General features: G+C 64.1%; 16 protein-coding genes. 10 read left to right on the top strand and 6 right to left on the bottom strand.

Translation table 11 applies throughout. The features are described 5' to 3' along the window. Positions 1-104 precede the first annotated feature (104 nt). On the bottom strand, positions 105-1,232 hold the full coding sequence (locus ACP39K_RS14795) for an iron-containing alcohol dehydrogenase (protein ID WP_033638809.1): 1,128 nt from the start codon (positions 1,230-1,232) through the stop codon (positions 105-107). Positions 1,233-1,461: 229 nt separating this feature from the next. Between ACP39K_RS14795 and ACP39K_RS14790 the strand changes: the two genes are divergently transcribed. From ACP39K_RS14790 to ACP39K_RS14780, 3 genes are all read left to right on the top strand, one after another. Then, a complete protein-coding gene (locus tag ACP39K_RS14790; protein WP_048795370.1) occupies positions 1,462-2,220 on the top strand; it encodes a helix-turn-helix transcriptional regulator in 759 nt (252 codons plus the stop codon). Positions 2,221-2,321: 101 nt separating this feature from the next. Further along, positions 2,322-3,623, top strand: coding sequence for an NAD(P)/FAD-dependent oxidoreductase (locus ACP39K_RS14785; protein ID WP_033638807.1), 1,302 nt, complete (start codon positions 2,322-2,324; stop codon positions 3,621-3,623). An 18-nt stretch (positions 3,624-3,641) separates the two neighbouring features. Further along, positions 3,642-4,007 carry a cupin domain-containing protein gene (locus ACP39K_RS14780; RefSeq protein ID WP_015376517.1) on the top strand — a complete coding sequence of 122 codons (366 nt, stop codon included), beginning with the start codon at positions 3,642-3,644 and terminating at the stop codon, positions 4,005-4,007. Between the two features lie 46 nt (positions 4,008-4,053). Here ACP39K_RS14780 and ACP39K_RS14775 read toward each other — a convergent pair whose 3' ends face one another. From ACP39K_RS14775 to ACP39K_RS14760, 4 genes are all read right to left on the bottom strand, one after another. After that, entirely contained in the window at positions 4,054-4,860 is an 807-nt protein-coding gene (locus ACP39K_RS14775; RefSeq protein WP_033638806.1) for an alpha/beta hydrolase, read from the bottom strand. 94 nt (positions 4,861-4,954) lie between these two features. After that, positions 4,955-6,067 (bottom strand): class II histone deacetylase, encoded by a 1,113-nt coding sequence (locus tag ACP39K_RS14770; protein ID WP_048795372.1) that lies wholly within the window; start codon positions 6,065-6,067, stop codon positions 4,955-4,957. Further along, positions 6,064-7,251 (bottom strand): MFS transporter, encoded by a 1,188-nt coding sequence (locus ACP39K_RS14765; RefSeq protein WP_025305177.1) that lies wholly within the window; start codon positions 7,249-7,251, stop codon positions 6,064-6,066. Before ACP39K_RS14765 ends, ACP39K_RS14770 begins: the two co-directional genes overlap by 4 nt. Before the next feature lie 140 nt (positions 7,252-7,391). Beyond that, entirely contained in the window at positions 7,392-8,039 is a 648-nt protein-coding gene (locus ACP39K_RS14760) for a helix-turn-helix transcriptional regulator (protein ID WP_115116237.1), read from the bottom strand. A 481-nt stretch (positions 8,040-8,520) separates the two neighbouring features. Between ACP39K_RS14760 and ACP39K_RS14755 the strand changes: the two genes are divergently transcribed. The 7 genes from ACP39K_RS14755 to ACP39K_RS14725 all read left to right on the top strand — a co-directional run bounded on the left by ACP39K_RS14755 (position 8,521) and on the right by ACP39K_RS14725 (position 15,982). After that, positions 8,521-10,233 (top strand): arylsulfatase, encoded by a 1,713-nt coding sequence (locus ACP39K_RS14755; protein WP_197818417.1) that lies wholly within the window; start codon positions 8,521-8,523, stop codon positions 10,231-10,233. Next, a complete protein-coding gene (locus ACP39K_RS14750) occupies positions 10,230-11,414 on the top strand; it encodes an anaerobic sulfatase maturase (protein ID WP_197818416.1) in 1,185 nt (394 codons plus the stop codon). Before ACP39K_RS14755 ends, ACP39K_RS14750 begins: the two co-directional genes overlap by 4 nt. A 129-nt stretch (positions 11,415-11,543) precedes the next feature. Next, a complete protein-coding gene (locus ACP39K_RS14745) occupies positions 11,544-13,037 on the top strand; it encodes an APC family permease (RefSeq protein WP_147826773.1) in 1,494 nt (497 codons plus the stop codon). Beyond that, a complete protein-coding gene (locus ACP39K_RS14740; protein WP_043136151.1) occupies positions 13,012-13,602 on the top strand; it encodes a DUF3156 family protein in 591 nt (196 codons plus the stop codon). The genes ACP39K_RS14745 and ACP39K_RS14740 overlap by 26 nt, the downstream gene beginning before the upstream one ends. Then, positions 13,595-14,377 (top strand): SDR family NAD(P)-dependent oxidoreductase, encoded by a 783-nt coding sequence (locus ACP39K_RS14735; RefSeq protein WP_163966106.1) that lies wholly within the window; start codon positions 13,595-13,597, stop codon positions 14,375-14,377. The genes ACP39K_RS14740 and ACP39K_RS14735 overlap by 8 nt, the downstream gene beginning before the upstream one ends. 11 nt (positions 14,378-14,388) lie before the next feature. Beyond that, the gene (locus tag ACP39K_RS14730; protein ID WP_016929195.1) at positions 14,389-15,186 is read left to right on the top strand and encodes a MoaF C-terminal domain-containing protein; all 798 of its coding nucleotides are present in this window, start codon (positions 14,389-14,391) and stop codon (positions 15,184-15,186) included. Between the two features lie 4 nt (positions 15,187-15,190). After that, positions 15,191-15,982, top strand: coding sequence for an SDR family oxidoreductase (locus ACP39K_RS14725; RefSeq protein ID WP_497008611.1), 792 nt, complete (start codon positions 15,191-15,193; stop codon positions 15,980-15,982). A gap of 56 nt (positions 15,983-16,038) precedes the next feature. Here the strand turns inward: ACP39K_RS14725 and hpaR are convergent, their stop codons facing one another. Further along, positions 16,039-16,491 (bottom strand): homoprotocatechuate degradation operon regulator HpaR, encoded by a 453-nt coding sequence (gene hpaR, locus ACP39K_RS14720; protein ID WP_004933183.1) that lies wholly within the window; start codon positions 16,489-16,491, stop codon positions 16,039-16,041. Positions 16,492-16,674: the final 183 nt, after the last annotated feature.

The following is a 16,674-nucleotide window of genomic DNA, read 5'->3' as shown; positions in this document are numbered from 1 at the left end:
CTGATCAGCGCGCCGACCAGGATGCCGACCGCGATGCCGGCAAAGATCCAGCCGATGATGCCCATTTCCTTAACTCCTGCTAGTGCGTTGATCTGATTATATAATCATTCGACGCGAAACGCCTCTTCGATCATCCGTTGCCGCTGCGCCGGCGCATAGTCGATCCAGGAATTCTTGCTGTTGGATTTCTCCAGCGCCACCGCCAATTCCTGGCCGGAAATCGGCAAATCGTCCTGCCAGAACGGCGCGATGGCGTGGCGGGTGATGAAGTCGGTCAGGTAGCTCTCCGGGCTGCCCTGCCAGTGCGGGTACAGGCGCGCGGCCAGCTCGGCCATCAGCGCGCGTTGCTGCGGCTGTTCGCTGTTTTCCAACAGGGCGAGGAACGGCAGCAGCAGGCGGCCGCAGACCTGCCCGTGGTGGTAGTCGCGCAGTGCGCCGATCTCGCCGGCGATGCCGTGAATGACCCCCAGCCCGGCGGCGCTCAGCGTCAGCCCGCCGAGGTAGGAAGCCTGCATGATCGCCTCGCGCGCCGCGTCGCTGCGGTTGAGCGCCGGCCAGGCGGCGAGGAAGTGGCGGATGCCGCTCAGCGACATGTCGCGCGTCATGGCGCCGGCGGTTTTCGACAGATAGGCCTCGAACAGGTGGGTGAAGGCGTCGATGGCGCAGTAGGCCAGCACCTTGTCCGGGGCGCCCGCCAGCAGCTGCGGATCGAGAATGGCGGTGTGCGGCACGAAGTTGTTATGGCGCAGCGAAGCTTTCACCTTGCTGATCTGGGTATCGGTGATCACCGCGTTCTGCGTCACCTCGCTGCCGGTACCGGCGGTGGTGGGAATGGCGATCAGCGGCAGGGTGGCGCCGCTGATTTTGCTGTCGCCCACCTTTTCCATATAGCGCAGCGTCGGCAGCGGATGCTCCACCAGCGCGGAGAACGCCTTGGCGGCGTCCAGCACGCTGCCGCCGCCGATGGCCACCACGCGCCGCACCTGTCCGCGCCAGCGCGCCACCCAGGCGTCGATTTCCTGCGGCGACGCCTCGTGGCTGACGATCTCGGTGCCGATGAACAGCGGCGCCAGCGATTCGCGCAGGCCGGCGTACACCGGGCCGTTGAGAAAAGAGCGGCAGCTGAACAGCAGCGTCGGCTGCGGATCGGCAAGCAGCAGCGGCGACAGCTGTTGGATGCTGCCGTGGCCGAACCAGGTCTGGCGGTTGGCGATGATGTGGCTGACGGACATGAGGCCTCCTTGACGGCGTTGCAGGTCGCGATGCCACAGCATAAGCCAGTGGGCGCGGAGCGGCCACCGCTTTCCCCGCCGCGGCAACCTGTGAGTTGTTTAACATGTAAACGATCGCGTTCTTGCATTTCGGCGCTGCGGATGCTTTTTTTAACAATACCGGCCGCTATGCGGCCAACCCCATCCGGAATCGGTAGATTGTTAATGTATTAATAATGGCGAGGCGGGTATGGAAATTCAGGTTGAACGCTTGTCTGCGGTGATCGATGCGGTGGCCAGCCCACGCTTTTATCCCAGCCTGTTGAATTGGCTGGAAGGGTTTTTCGCCTTCGACAACGCCATCGTCTATGCCTTCGAACGCGGTCGGCCGCCGCATTGCCTGATCAAAACCGAGCGGGAAAACAGCGATGCGGTCAACCAGCTCTACCAACAGGGCGCCTACCTGCAGGATCCGTTTTACCGCGCGCTGAGCGACGGCGGCGAAGGTGAGGTGCTCACGCTGCGCCAGCTGGCGCCCTGCGGGTTTTATCACAGCGACTATTACCGCAATTTTTATCGCAAGACCGGCTGGCACGACGAGGCCGGCGTGCTGCTGCAGCTGACGCCGGAGCGCGGGCTGGGGGTGTTCTTCGGCTCGGCGCGCCGCACGGTGGCGGTGCGCTACCCGCAACGGGCGGATCTGCGCAGCGCGTTGACGCTGGTGAAAAGCGTGGCGCGGCTGCACGGTGAGGTGGTGGCGGCGCCGGCCGAGGCCGCGACGGTGAACAGCGACGGCGCGCAGGCGCGTTATCTGCTGACGCCGCGCGAGCGCGAGATTGTCGATCTGATCCTCGCCGGCTGCAGTTCGCAGCAGATTGCCGACCGGCTGTTCATCAGCCTCGGCACGGTAAAAAACCACCGCAAGAACATCTACGGCAAGCTGAACATCGGTTCGCAGGCCGAACTGTTCAGCCTGCTGCTGACCGCCCCGCAGCGACGCAGCGCGTGAATGTTAATTTTTTGTAGCGAATGTCCCTAAGGGGACATAGCGAAGGATCCCACTGCTCCCGATAATCCGATGTCATGGCATAGGCAATCGGGAGTGCGGCAGTGAACAACGAAATCGAGTCCTTAACCTACTACGCGGCGACCAAAAAATACGATCTGCGCTTCCCGACGCTGGAAGAGGATCTGGACGTCGACGTGGTGATCATCGGCGGCGGCTTCTCCGGCATCAACACCGCGCTGGAGCTGGCGGAGAAGGGCATCACCAACATCGCCATTCTCGAAGGCCGCTATCTGGGTTACGGCGGCACCGGGCGCAACGGCGGCCAGGTGATGGCCGGCATCGGCCACGATCTGGAGAAGATCAAGCGCCACGTCGGCCCGGCCGGGCTGGAAACCATCTTCAAAATCAGCAATCTCGGCGCTGGCATTATCCGCGAGCGCATCAAGAAATATGACATCGACGCCGACTTCTGCTTCGGCTACGGCTATCTCGGCAGCAACGCGCGCCAGGAGAAGACCCTGCGCGGCTGGCTGAAGGAGTTCAAGGCGGTAGCGCCGCAGGAGGAGATTGAGCTCTACACCGGGGCGGAGGTGAAGCAGGTGGTGGGCTCCGACGCCTACACCTGCGCGCTGAAACACATGGGCGGCGGCCACGTGCATTCGCTCAACCTGTTGCTGGGCGAGGCTAAGGCGCTGAGCGGCTACGGGGTGAAAATTTTCGAGAACAGCAGCGTGCTCGACGTGGAGTATGGCCCGCGCATCACGGTGCGCACCGCCATGGGCTCGGTGCGCGCCAACAAGATGTTGTGGGCCTGCAACGGCTTTCTCAACGGCATGGAGCCGCAGATCTACCGCAAGACCATCAATACCTACGCCTTCCAGCTGGCCACCGAGCCGCTGTCTGACGATCTGATCCGCCAGATCAGTCCGATCCGCGGCGCTTACAGCGACATCCGCCCGGTGATCGACTATTACCGGGTGACCAACGAAAACCGGCTGCTGTTCGGCAGCGCCACCCGCCTGATCGAATATTTCCCGTCGGATCTCAAGGCCTGGAACCGCAACCTGATGCTGAAGGTGTTCCCGTACCTGAAAGACGTGAAGATCGATCTGGCCTGGGGCGGCCCGCTGTGCTGCAGCGCGAACCTGTTCCCGCAGATCGGCACGCTGCCGGATCGCGACAATGTGTTTTACGTGCAGGGCTACTCCGGCTTCGGCGTGACGCCGAGCCACATCGTGTGCAAGGTGCTGGCGGAGGGCATGAGCGAAGGATCCGATCGGTACGATCTGATGAGCTCGATCCCGCACGTCAACATCTTCGGCAAGGACAAGCTGCGGCGGGTGATGACCACCGCCGGTAAGGTTTGGCACCAGACATCCGGCTACTGGAAAGGCCGCCGTTAACCCTCAGAGGAGAATGACATGAAACCGTTACTGCTTAAACAACCACTGCCGGAACTGCTGGAGATCGGCAGCGTCAGCAACCTGGGCGCCACGGTGATCGCTGGCACGCCAAACGTCGGCGTGGCCAGCATCTTCGGCGAACCGACCGACAACCTGAACTGCGGCGTGTTCAGCTGCACCCGCGGCAGCTTCGTGATGGAGTATCCGTTCGCCGAGCACGCCACGGTGTGGGAAGGTAGCGCGACCCTGACCAACGAACGCACCGGCGAATCGGTGCAGTATCAGGCCGGCGACTCCTGGTTCGTCGAGAAGGGCACTCCGGTGCGTTGGGACATCACCTCGGATCGCTTCGTCAAACACTACCTCGCCATCGTCGAGGGCTGACGCCGTCATGCCCCCCTCAGCAGGCTGAATGCCGAGGGGGAGCGCCTTAGCCTAACGCCCGCGTAATAAAATCGGTCACCCGCTTGAGGATTTGATCCTTATTGGTTTCGTTAAAGCTCTCGTGCCGCCCGCCCGCATTGATCATCCGTTCGAAATCGTCGCCGCGCAGACGATCGAGCGCGGTTTGCGTTTCGCTCATCAGCACTAACCGATCGTCGTCGCCGTGGATCCACAGCGTGGGCAGCGCGCCGAAGCCCGGCCCGGCGTTGATGGCGGCGAGGATCCGCTGCATGGCGCGCAGGGTGGGGCGCTTGAACGGCCCGTGCCACACCAGCGGATCTTCCTGATACGCTGCGCCGACCGCCGGATCGCGCGCCAGGGTGGCGGTATCCAGCGGCGCGTCGGGGATCGTCGGCAGTTCGGCCAGATCGGAGATCGCCGTTCTGTCGCCGAGCAGCGGGCCGGACAGCACCAGCGCGCGCACTTCCTCGCCATGGCGCTGCACGTAGCGGGTGGCGATCATGCCGCCCATCGAGTGGCCGATCGCCACCAGCGGCAAGGTGGGGTATTGCTGTCGGAAATGGCTGACCACGCGCTGCACGTCGTCGACCACGGCGTCATAATCTTCGATCAGCACGCGCTCGCCCTGCGACAGGCCGTGGCCGAGATGGTCGGGGCCGAACACCCGCGCGCCCTGCGCCTGCAGCGTGCGCGCCACGTATTGATAGCGGCCGAGGTGCTCGCCGTAGCCGTGTATCAGCAGCGCCAGATAGCGCGGCTTGTCGTTTCCCCAGTCGTGCACGGCGATGTCGCCGTGACGGCCTTTGATAAAGCTGACGGTTTGTTCGGACATGTTATTGTTCTCATGGTGGTAGGGTTGCCCTTCAGCGTAGCGGCTGGCGGCGAGGTTGTCAGGGGCGCCGGATGCGGCGCCCGCAGAGAGGGGATTACAGGCCGAACTGGCGCGCCAGTTCGTCGAGCGCTTCGCGCTGGAAGCGGTTGAACGCGTCGCGCGGCTGCTGCTGCTGGATGAACGCCAGCAGCGGATCCTGCACTTCCGTGCGCACGCCGCTCAGCTGCTCCATTACCGCCAGGCCGCAGAACGGCACGTAGGATTCGGCGTAGCCGCCTTCGTGCACCATCACCAGCTTGCCTCCGCACAGCCGGTCGGCGGCGTCCTGCACCAGCGCGGTCATGGCGCGGAAGCTGTCGCTGTGCAGCTGCATGCGCGCCAGCGGATCGAGGGCGTTGGCGTCGTAGCCGCAGGCGACGATGATCAGCTCCGGCTCGAATTTTTCCAGCGCCGGGATGATGATGCGCCGCATGGCGTGCAGGTAGCCGTCGTCGCCGGCGCCGGCCAGCATCGGCACGTTAACGTTGCAGCCCGCCCCGTCGCCTTCACCGCGATCCTGCTCGCCGGAATAGCCCGCCGGGAAGCAGCCGTCCTGATGCAGCGACAGCGTCAGCACGTCGCCGCGCTGCCAATAGATGTGCTGGGTGCCGTTGCCGTGGTGCACGTCCCAGTCGAGCACCGCCACTTTTCCGAGGCCGTAACGGGCCTTGGCGCGCTCGATGGCGATGGGAATATTGGCCAGGAAGCAGAAGCCCATCGATTGATCCGGCAGGCAGTGGTGGCCCGGCGGGCGCGACAGCGCATAGGCATTATCCAGTTCGCCCTGCAGCACCGCCTCCACCGCCGCGCAGGCCAGCCCGGCGGAGAGTTTGGCGATTTCATAGCTGCCCGGCCCCAGCGGCGCTTCCTCCCCCAGCAGGCCGCCGCCGCTGTCGCTCACCTGTTTGAAGCGCTGCAGGTAGTGGGCGGGGTGGATGCGCAGCAGGTCTTCTTCCGTCGCCGGTTCGGCGCTCAGCAGGGTGAGCCGGCGCGACAGGCCGGATACGTCCATCAGGTTCTTCATGCGCCGTTTGGTTTCCGGCGATTCAGCATGGCCGGCGCCTGAGGGCGGTTGCACCCAGCCGCCGACCGGCAGGGTGGTGGCGTGCAGGCCGGTGCTGTGCCAGAAACAGCGTTCATCAAACAAGAAACCGGTTGTTCTTTTCACCTTTCTCCTCCTGTTATACGGCGCGGTGCGCGCGGTGAAGCCAGCGAAATCAACAGCAGCGACAGCAGCGCGCAGCCCAGCGCGCCGAGCAGCAAGGCGTTGAAACCGCCGGAAGATTCGATCAGAGAGCCGGCCAGCGTCGGGCCGATGGCCATGCCGCCGCCGATCACCAGGTTGATGCCGTTCATCAGCTTGCCGTCGTTATCCAGCCCGGCGACCCGCGCCAGAATGAACGGCAGCACGAAGGTCCAGGTGAATTTGAACAGCAGGGCGGCCAGGGCGAAGCGCAGCAGCAAGGGTTGGCCCGTCAGCAGCGCCACGCTGGCCAGCAGCAGGGCGTACCCCAGCACGATCAGGCGCCCGCCGCCGAAGCGCGCGCCGATCAGCGCCGCGGCGCCGGCGCCGACGATGCCGAGCAAGGTGGCGACGGCCAGCACCTGACCACTGTGAGCCGGCGACAGCCCGGCGCCGGCGGCGATGCCGCCGATAAAGGTCCAGACCGCGCTCAGGCTAATGTAAAAGGTCAGCACCGCCAGCACGGCGCACAGCTTGCGCGCCAGCGAGGCGGCGGGGCCGCTGCGGGCGGCGCGGGCGGCGGTGAAACCGTTGGGGAACGCCGGGATGAGCGGCAGGCAGCACAGCATGATGGCCGCCAAAATCAGGTAGACCGCCATCAGGCCGAAGTGCGCGAATAGCGGCGGCAGCACCAGCAGCCCGACCGCGCCCAGCACCAGCTGGCCGAGCACCCAGAAGGCATAGACGCGGCTGGGATTGGCGGTGCCGGCGGCGCAGGTGATGCACAGGATCATCAGGGTGCCGCCCGCCAGCGAGGCGATAAAGCGCAGTGGCAGCAGCAGGGTGAAATCCTGCACCAGCGCCGAAGCCAGGTTGCCGGCGATAAACACCAGCGCCGACAGCGTAGCGACCCGCCGCCAGTTGATGCGCCCGATCCACCACCACGCCGGCAGCGTGGCCAGGCTCATGGCGCCGAGTTCGGTGGAGAACAGGTGGCCAATCTGCGCCGGACCGAGCTGCCACTGCGCGGCGAGCTGGGCGGCCACGGCGGGGGCGGTCATCAGAATGCCCGGCGCGATGGCGGCGAAGACGATAATGGCGGTCAGCAGCCGCGGCGGGCAGGGGAGCGCCGCGCCGACGGCGGGCGCGGAAACCGAATCACTGGACATAAACCTTATTCCCCAAGCGTTAAGTGACGATGAAATATCCCGCTCGGCCCGATTGCGGGCAGGGGGAAGCCGCGCCATAAATGGCGAATACGTTCTGACGTTATTTTTCGGCCGTCGGCAGCGGCGGCCGCTATCGGGCGTTAACCGTGGGCGAGAAAACCGCCGGCGACCAGTTCGGTGCGGTTCACCACGTCGGTTTTGGCGAAAATATTGCGCATATGGGTTTTCACCGTGGACAGCGAAATGCCCAGCTTCAGGGCGATGCGCTTATTGCTGGCGCCTTCGCGCACCAGGTTGACGATCTCTTGCTCTTTGGCGGTCAGCAGCTGCGCCTCGCTGTCGGGCAGCAGATCGCGCGTCGCCAGCTCGATCAGCGGCAGCACCGCGCGCAGTCGGCCGCGCTCCGCTTCGGTAAACGGGGTATCACGGATCAGCGATACCCCGGCGACGATGCGCTTGCGCTGGCGGATGAAGATCTCCGTCATGTCGCGCATGTCGTTCGGCAGCATAAAGTCGTGGTAATAACGGCGGTTGCCGGCGATCGCCGCCGGGCTCATGCCGACCATGGTGATGTCCTGGCGATGGAAATTGGCCGGCTGCAGCGGGTCTATCTGCTGGAAGTGCTTCAGGTACTGCTGATGCGTTTTATCGGGCATGCCGTGCAGGATGTAGTGATCCGGCCGCAGGTCGCGATCGACCAGATAAAACACCCCGGCGGACACCGGGATCAGGTGCGTAATGGTCGCCAAACAACTGTTGATAAAGGCATCGGATGCGGTGCTGTGCATGATTCGTGTTCCTCCCTTTATCGTTCAACTGGAGAATGTTGGCGGTCAATATATGAACGATACAAGCATAGTTGTAGCAATTTGGCAACACAATAAAAACATATTAACAACGTGAGGCCGATTGCAATAAAACACATAAATAACAAGATGACACTGCGTTAGTCAGGGCTTTTCAGGCTGTATTCATCGCGATTTTCATTAATAGGTTAATGAAATAATTCACCGCTTTTCCCGCTGAATTTACAGCGCTTTTCAATGCTTGCCTGAGCGAGGCCCTCGCCGCTCTGCGCGTGCTACAACCGGCGCGACCGTCGCCGTCCCTCGTTCTTAAGAACGATAGCCAGGCTTTTCCACCGCTTCCTACACTGCGAATTGAAGATAGCGCCAGGCGGCGCCAAACGTATAAGACGAAAAAATGATGACCTTTCTCGGGCTGAGGCGTCGGGTTGTTCAGTCCACATGACCATACGGGGAACGAACGATGCAGAAAAAAACGCTGGCGGTGGCGCTGAGCGGCGCCTTATCGGGCCTGGCTCAGGGGGCGGACGCCGATCGCCCCAATGTGCTGATCATTCTGGTGGACGACATGGGCTACTCCGACATCAGCCCGTTCGGCGGCGAGATACCGACCCCCAACCTGCAGGCGCTGGCCGAGCGGGGCGTGCGCATGAGCCAGTACTACACCTCGCCGATGTCGGCGCCGGCGCGGTCGATGTTGATGACCGGCAACACCAACCAGCAGGCCGGCATGGGCGGCATGTGGTGGTATGAGAGCACTGCCGCGCAGCCGGGCTATGAAATGCGGCTGACCGACCGCGTGACCACATTGCCGGAGCGCTTTCGCGACGCGGGTTACGCCACCATGATGGCGGGCAAATGGCACCTGGGCTATGTCGACGGCGCCAAACCGACCGATCGCGGCTTCGAGCGCGCCTTCGCCTTCATGGGCGGCGGCACCAGCCATTTCGACGATGCGAAACCGCTGGGCACCGTGGAGGCGTTCCACACCTTCTACACCCTGAACGGCAAACGCGTGTCGTTGCCCAAAGATTTCTACTCCAGCAAGGCCTATGCCGATCAGCTGGAACAGTGGATCCGCGAGACGCCGCAGAATAAGCCCGTCTTCGCTTATCTGGCGTTCACCGCGCCGCACGATCCGCTGCAGGCGCCGGATGACTGGATCGCCAAATTCGACGGCAAATACGACGCCGGCTACCAGCAGGCCTATCAGCAGCGCATTCAACGCCTGAAAGCGCTGGGGTTGATTTCCGATCGCACGCCGATGCCGACGCTGGCGCTGGATAAGGCCTGGAACGTGCTGACGCCCGAGCAGCAAAAATATGAAGCCAAGACCATGCAGGTGTACGCGGCGATGATTGCCTATATGGACGATCAGGTCGGCGCGGTGCTGAACACTCTGAAGCAGACCGGTCGCGATCAAAATACGGTGATCGTGTTCGCCACCGACAACGGCGCCAACCCGGCCAGCGGCTTCTACTACGGCTCGAAGCCGGAGTATTGGCGGCAGTTCGACAACAGCTACGCCAACCTCGGCCGCAAGGGATCGTTCATCTCCTACGGGCCGCACTGGGCCAACGTCAGCAATGCGCCGTATGCCAATTACCACAAAACCACCAGCGCGCAGGGCGGCATCAATACCGATTTCATCATCTCCGCGCCACAGCTGAAAGGGCGCGGCGGCATCGACCGCACGCCGATGGCGGTGTATGACATCGCGCCGACGCTGTACGACTATGCCGGCATCGACGCCAACAAACCGCTGAAGGCGAAACCGACGCTGCCGATGGTCGGCGTCAGCTTCAAGCGCTATTTCAGCGGCGAGGCCAACGGCGTGCCGCGCGCGGCCTACGGCGTGGAGCTGCATAACCAGGCCGCCTATGTAGACGGCATCTGGAAGCTGCGGCGGTTGGTGAAGGCCGGGCCGACGGCGCAGATGGCGCCGTGGGGGCTGTTCAACCTGCATGACGATCCGCTGGAAACGCGCGATCTGGCCGCCGCTAACCCGGATCAAGTCAAACGCCTGAGCGAGGCGTATCGCCGCTTTGCGCAGCAGGGCATGGTCATTGAAGCCAAAGGCGCAGCGATCGACTATCTCGGCGTAGACGCCAGCACCGGCGACTACATCGGCCTGGATCCGCAGACCCACAAACCGTTGCCGCAGGCGGCGCCATGAACCTGGCCCAGCTGCGCGCGCAGCAGATCCCGGTAGAGAGCGAACCGCGCGCGGCGGCGCCTTTTCATTTGCTGGTGAAGCCGATCGGCGCCGGCTGCAACCTGGGTTGCCGCTACTGTTACTACCCGCAGCGCCAGCAAGAGCGGACGCGCAAGATGGACGACGACCTGCTGGCGGAGTTTATCCGCGGCTACATCGCCGCCCAGCCGCGTTACAGCCGCGAGATCAACTTCGTCTGGCAGGGCGGTGAGCCGCTGCTGGCGGGGATCGGTTTTTACAAGCGGGCGCTGGCGTTGCAGCGCCGCTATGCGCCGCCGGGCGTGCGGATCAGCAACAGCCTGCAGACCAATGGCACACTGCTGAACGACGCCTGGTGCCGGCTGTTCCGGCAGCATCACTTTATCCTCGGCGTCAGCCTGGACGGCGATCGCGAGGTGCAGGACGCCCACCGGCCGGACAAGCGCGGCGGCGCCAGCTATGACGCCGCGCTGCGCGGCATTGCGTTGTTGCAGCGCCATCAGATCGACTTCAATCTGCTGATGGTGGTGCACGACGGCGTCGCGGATCGCGCCGAGGCGATCTACGATCATGCGGTGGCGATCGGGGCGCGTTATTTGCAGTTCCAGCCGCTGATGCTGGAAGGGGATGCGCCCACCGTCGGTTACGGACTGAGCGCCGCCAACTGGGGGCGCTTCATGCTGGCGGTATACCGCCGCTGGCGCAGCCGCGGGCACGTTGGCCAGGTCTTTGTAATGAACATCGAACAGGTCTACGCGCAGTATTTCACCCATGTCAGCCCCAGCTGCGTGCACGCCGAACGCTGCGGCGGCAATCTGGTGATGGAGCCGGACGGGCGGCTTTACGCCTGCGATCATCTGATCAATGCGCAGCATCTGCTCGGCCATGCCGATCGCCACACGCCCCTCGCCACCCTGGCGGCAAGGGCGGCAGAGATGCCGTTCGGTAAAAACAAAAGCCTGCGCCGCGAGTGCCAACGCTGCAGCGTGAAAAGCGTCTGCCAGGGCGGTTGCCCGGCGCATGTGGGCGAAGATCGCTACAACCGGCTGTGCGCCGGCTATTACGCCTTCTTTTCCGCGTTGCTGGCGCCGCTGCGCGCCTACCCGCGCAGCCCGCAGGGGGCAATGCAGTGGCGCGCCGCCGTGAGCGCCACCGCAGGTTGAAACCGTCTCGTCCTTAAGGACGATAGTCAGCATTTTCCTTTCCTCTCTATAGTGAGATGACCGCCGCTGGCGGTGAAAAACCTGCAAGCACCTGCATGCATCAGGCCAAAACTATAAGAGGAAATAACCATGAACCTGTCGTCGCGGTTGCACGCCCACCTGGCTCGAGGCAAGGTCGGCTTTCCCACCACCCTGGCCAGTTCGGTCGGAGTGATCATGGCCAGCCCGGTGATCCTGACGGTCACCAGCGGCTTTGGCATCGGCGGCGACACCTTCGCGCTGGCGATGCTGATCGCTTTCGTCATGATGCAGGCGCAGCTCACCACCTTCTCCGAAGCGGCGGCGCTGCTGCCGACCTCCGGTTCCGTTTACGACTACATTTCCTGCGGCATGGGGCGCTTTTTCGCCATCACCGGCGCGCTGTCGGCCTACCTGATCGTGCATATCTTCGCCGGCACCGCCGAGACCATTCTCTCCGGCATTATGGCGCTGGTGAACTTCGAACACCTCAACACCCTGATGGAAAGCCACAACGCCTCCTGGATGGTCGGCGTCGGGCTGGTTGTCGTGTTCGGCATGCTCAACGCGTTCGGCATCGAGGCCTTCGGCAAGGCGGAGATCGTGCTGACCTTCGCCATGTGGAGCACGCTGGTGATTTTCGGCATCGTCGGGCTGCTGTCGCCGCATGCGGTGCCGCTCGAGGGCTGGTTCGGCAGCACGCTGAGCCTGAACGATCCGTTCGCGGTGTTCAGTCTGATCGGCATGGCGATGTTCATGTTCGTCGGCTGCGAACTGGTGACGCCGATGGCGCCGGAGATCAAACGCTGCGATCGGGTGATCCCGCGGGCGATGGCGCTCGGGCTGTGCGGTGTGGCGGTGTGCATGGCGCTGTACGGCGCGGCGCTCAGCCACCAGGTGGAAAACGTGGTGATCGACGCCGCCAGCGGCACGCGCCTGCTGGAAACGCCGATGGCCATCCCGGCCTTCGCCGGCCAGGTGATGGGCCAGTTCGGCAAATACTGGCTGGGCGTCGGCCTGCTGCTGGCGGGCGCGGCGACCATCAACACGCTGATGGCGGCGGTGCCGCGCATTCTGTACGGCATGGCGCTGGACGGCGCGTTGCCGCGCATGTTCGCCTATCTGCACCCGCGCTTTAAGACGCCGGTGGTCGGCATTCTGGTGGCGGTCCTGATCCCCTGCGTACACGCCTTCGCCATTCAGGGCAACCTCGACAAGATCATTCCGCTGGTGCTGGCGGCGGTGTGCGCCTGGGGCGTGGCCTACCTGCTGGTGACCTGCTCGGTGGTGCTGCTGCGCCTGCGCCGCCCCGATCTGCCGCGCGCCTATAAATCGCCGTGGTTCCCGCTGCCGCAGATCGTCTCCAGCGTCGGCATCGTGCTGGCCATCGTTTACATCACGCCGCCGGGGATGAATCCGCGCGACGTCTACATTCCCTTCGGCTGGATGATCGGCCTGACCGCCGCCTATGCGCTGTTCTGGACGCTGTGCGTGCAGAAAGTGAATCCGTTCAAGCCGGTGCCGGTCGAACAGGTGCTGGAGAACGCCTTCGCCAAGGGTGAAAACGAGGAGGCGCAGTTTGATCGGCTTACTTCCCTCACTTAATCGCGCCTGGCGGCGCGCGCCGTCGGGCTATCGGCCGGGCGCCGCGCTGGATCGTCTGGCGCGCAATCTGGAACCCTACGCGTGCGAACGCCTGGCGCCGGGCCTGCTGCGGCTGACGCTGCCGCAGGGGCCGCAGATCGAGATCGGCGAACAGGTGCAGGGGCTGTTTATGGCGCATATCGTCAGCCACCGTTTTCGGTTGCAGGGCGCATGCGCAGCGCAGCCTCCGCTGACGCTGGACGTGGTGACCGGCGGCTGGCTGCGGCGGCGCGGGGTGCGCTATCTGTTGCGCCAACGCCATGCAGCCGCGCAGCGAGTGCTGGAAGGGCTGCAGCGCTACCCGCAGATCGGCGAGACGCTGGCGCAGCTGGATTTTCGCCGCGTGCGGCTGACGGTGAACGACGGGCGCTGGCAGGTGGATATCGAGCATTTTGCCGCGTCGGAGGTGGTCAGCCGTTTGCCGGCCGGCCGCCGCTATCTGCGGCTGGATGCCGAACAGCGGCGGCTGCTGTTGAGCAGCCTGCTGATGATCGGCCAACTGATGGAGAAGCTGAATCATGAATAGAGTGGTTGTGATTACCGGCGGCGGCACCGGCGTCGGCGCCGCCTGCGCCCGTCTACTGGCGGCGCAGGGCGATCGGGTGTTCATCATCGGCCGCCGCCCGGAACCGTTGGCGGCGCTGGCGCAAGAGATCGGCGCGCAGGCGCTGGTGGGCGACGCCGCCAGCGGCGAGAGCTGGGCCCACACGCTGCTGCCGGCCATTCTGCGCGACGCCGGGCGCATCGACTGCCTGATCGGCAGCGCCGGCGGCATGGGCTTCAAGCGCATTACCGAGATGACCGACGCGCAGTGGCAAGGGGCGATGGACAGCAACCTCAACAGCGCTTTCGCCAGTGCGCGCGCCTGCCTGCCGGAGCTGATCAAGAGTGGCGGCAACCTGCTGTTCGTGGCCTCGATCGCCTCGCTGGCCGCCGGGCCGGAGGTTTGCGGCTACGTTACCGCCAAGCACGCGCTGATCGGGCTGATGCGTTCCATCGCCCGCGACTATGGCCCGCTGGGCGTGCGCGCCAACGCGGTGTGCCCGGGCTGGGTGACCACGCCGATGGCGGACGAAGAGATGCAACTGCTGATGGACGCCCATCAGATTTCGCTGGAGCAGGCCTACCAAATGGTCTGTCGCGACGTACCGCTGCGCCGGCCGGCCAGCGCCGAGGAGATCGCCCGCGTCTGCCGTTTCCTCTGTTCCAGCGAAGCTTCCATCATTACCGGCGCGGCGCTGGTGGCCGACGGCGGCTCCACTATCGTCGATGTGCCGACCCTGGCTTTCACTTCCCTGTAAGGAGCATTTCCATGAGTTCAGAAGCGGTATTCATTCAGGTTGGCGCGCTGGCGGAAGGTTTTGCGCCGCACAGCAACACGCTGGAACGGCAGCACGGCCTGGCGGGCGCCACGTTGACGCTGCGCTTTAGCGACGGCGCGACGCAGCGCTGTCGGTTTACCGATGAGCAGACGCTGGAGTGGGGTGAGCGGCGCGGTATCGCTTATCGCGCCACCAGCATTCGCCCCGGCGTGTTGTTCATCGATTTTCTCGATCCCGCCCGCGCCAACGCCAGCATTACGCTGGTGTGCGACCGCAATCAGGGCAACTTCAGCGCGGTGTACGGCCAACTGCCGGACGAAGCGCAGACGCGGCTCGACGCCTTCAGCCGGGTGGAGCAGGGGCTGCCGCTGACCGCGGTCGAGGCCGAATTCCGCTTCGGCACGCTGGATGACGCCGACGTGGCGCCGCCGGGCTTTACCGATGAGCTGATCGGCATGCGCAATATGTACACCTACAGCCCGACCGAACGGTACGAGCACATCTACCTGAACGACAACTTCTACGCCTGGCAGTGTCTGGACGGGGTGGAGAAAGGGCTGGCGGATGTCGATCGCTGCCACTACGTGAAGGTGGCGGAGCAGCTTTATCTGTTCGTCTGGCGCGAGAAGATCATTCCGACGCTGGGGGTGGTGATGATCGATCTGCAGGGCATGCGCACCGACGGCAAGATCCTCGGTTATCAGGGCAGCGATTTCAGCGCGTTGAGCAACTTTGCGGTGGGCGCCCATGCGCAGGTGCTGAACACCACGCGCCACCCGCGAGGATAGGCCGATGAGCGCAACCTATGCGGCCGATGCCTTTGCAGGGCAGGTGGTGCTGGTGACCGGCGGCGCGCAGGGCATTGGGCTGGCGATCGTCAGCGCGTTTGCCCGGCTGGGCGCCGAGGTGACGATTGCGGACGTGCAGTTGCCGCAGGCGCAGGCGGCGGCGCAAACGCTGCGGGACGAAGGGTTGAGCGTGCAGGCGCTGGCCTGCGATCTGGCCGAGCCGGGGCAGATAGCCGAGTTGGTGGCGGCGGTGGGCGAGCGGCATCAACGGCTGGATGTGGTGATCCACAACGCCGCCTATTTTCCGCTGACGCCGTTCGCTGCCATCGACGCGGCCCTGTTGCAACGCACGCTGAGCGTCAATCTGATGGCGCCGTTCTTTCTGACGCAAACGGCGCTGCCGTGGATGCGCCGCGCCGGCGGCGGCAGCCTGCTGGTGACCTCGTCGGTGACCGGCCCGCGGGTGGCGTATCCGGGGCTGGCGCACTACGCCGCCTCCAAGGCCGGGGTGAACGGGTTTATTCGCGCGGCGGCGCTGGAGCTGGCGGCGGAGAATATTCGCGTCAACGGCGTGGAGCCGGGGATGATCCGCACGCCGGCGATGGCCAACCTGGGCGATGCGCAGGTGAATCAGGCGATCGCCGCTGCGGTGCCGCTCGGGCGGCTGGGGGAACCGGAAGACATCGCCGCGGCGATGGTGTTTCTCGCCTCGCCGGCGGCGGCCTATATCACCGGCCAGACGCTGGTGGTGGACGGCGGCGCGCTGTTGCCGGAAACGAATTCTCTGCTTACTTGACGCTGCAGCGTTGTTGGCTGCAACGCCAATTAATTTGAGAATTCCGGTTGGTTAAATCACTGCTTGGCGGGATGCGCGGTGACGTTGGCGGGCAGGCTGTCGCCCAGGGTGATCAGCTCGTCCAGCAACGTCATCAGTTGGTCCATTTTCTGCCGCGAGAAAGCGGCTTCAATCTCGGCGTAGCCCTGTTCCACCTGGTGGCGCGCCACTTCATACAGATCCTGGCCCTGTTGGGTCAGCGACACGTACAGCTTGCGCTGATCGTTAACCGGCTTGAGGCGGAAGATCAGCTTATCACGCTCCATGCGCGACAGAATGCCGGTCAGGCTGGGACGCAGGATGCAGGTTTCCGCCGCCAGTTCGTGGAATTCGATCGAACGGCTGTTGGCCAGCACGCGGATGATGCGCCACTGCTGTTCGGTCAGGTTGTGGCTTTTCAGGATCGGGCGGAAGAACCCCATGGCGGTTTCACGCGCCTGCAGCAGGGCGATGGTTAACGATTCATGCATAAGTTTGGCCTTAGCTATCAAGGTGTTCGCTGTTACGGCGCTCGTCATGGGGGCGCCTGCCCCGCAAAGCCCGATTTTGTTAATAACTTAATAGTAGCCAAAGTTACCCGTAGGGATAAAGCAAAAATGCGCGGCGCAGCGAAAAATGGCGAGAAAAATGATTAATGCGTTGAATAATCACGC

The sequence above is a fragment of the Serratia sp. EC4 genome (genome assembly GCF_059652115.1).
This window is presented reverse-complemented; position numbering and strand designations above follow the sequence as displayed.

Excerpts from the sequence above, each read along its gene's own strand:
- ACP39K_RS14795 (WP_033638809.1), bottom strand. The coding sequence starts at position 1,232 with ATGTCCGTCAGCCACATCATCGCCAACCGCCAGACCTGGTTCGGCCAC.
- ACP39K_RS14790 (WP_048795370.1), top strand. The coding sequence starts at position 1,462 with ATGGAAATTCAGGTTGAACGCTTGTCTGCGGTGATCGATGCGGTGGCC.
- ACP39K_RS14780 (WP_015376517.1), top strand. The coding sequence starts at position 3,642 with ATGAAACCGTTACTGCTTAAACAACCACTGCCGGAACTGCTGGAGATC.
- ACP39K_RS14775 (WP_033638806.1), bottom strand. The coding sequence starts at position 4,860 with ATGTCCGAACAAACCGTCAGCTTTATCAAAGGCCGTCACGGCGACATC.
- ACP39K_RS14765 (WP_025305177.1), bottom strand. The coding sequence starts at position 7,251 with ATGTCCAGTGATTCGGTTTCCGCGCCCGCCGTCGGCGCGGCGCTCCCC.
- ACP39K_RS14760 (WP_115116237.1), bottom strand. The coding sequence starts at position 8,039 with ATGCACAGCACCGCATCCGATGCCTTTATCAACAGTTGTTTGGCGACC.
- ACP39K_RS14755 (WP_197818417.1), top strand. The coding sequence starts at position 8,521 with ATGCAGAAAAAAACGCTGGCGGTGGCGCTGAGCGGCGCCTTATCGGGC.
- ACP39K_RS14750 (WP_197818416.1), top strand. The coding sequence starts at position 10,230 with ATGAACCTGGCCCAGCTGCGCGCGCAGCAGATCCCGGTAGAGAGCGAA.
- ACP39K_RS14745 (WP_147826773.1), top strand. The coding sequence starts at position 11,544 with ATGAACCTGTCGTCGCGGTTGCACGCCCACCTGGCTCGAGGCAAGGTC.
- ACP39K_RS14735 (WP_163966106.1), top strand. The coding sequence starts at position 13,595 with ATGAATAGAGTGGTTGTGATTACCGGCGGCGGCACCGGCGTCGGCGCC.
- ACP39K_RS14730 (WP_016929195.1), top strand. The coding sequence starts at position 14,389 with ATGAGTTCAGAAGCGGTATTCATTCAGGTTGGCGCGCTGGCGGAAGGT.
- ACP39K_RS14725 (WP_497008611.1), top strand. The coding sequence starts at position 15,191 with ATGAGCGCAACCTATGCGGCCGATGCCTTTGCAGGGCAGGTGGTGCTG.
- hpaR (WP_004933183.1), bottom strand. The coding sequence starts at position 16,491 with ATGCATGAATCGTTAACCATCGCCCTGCTGCAGGCGCGTGAAACCGCC.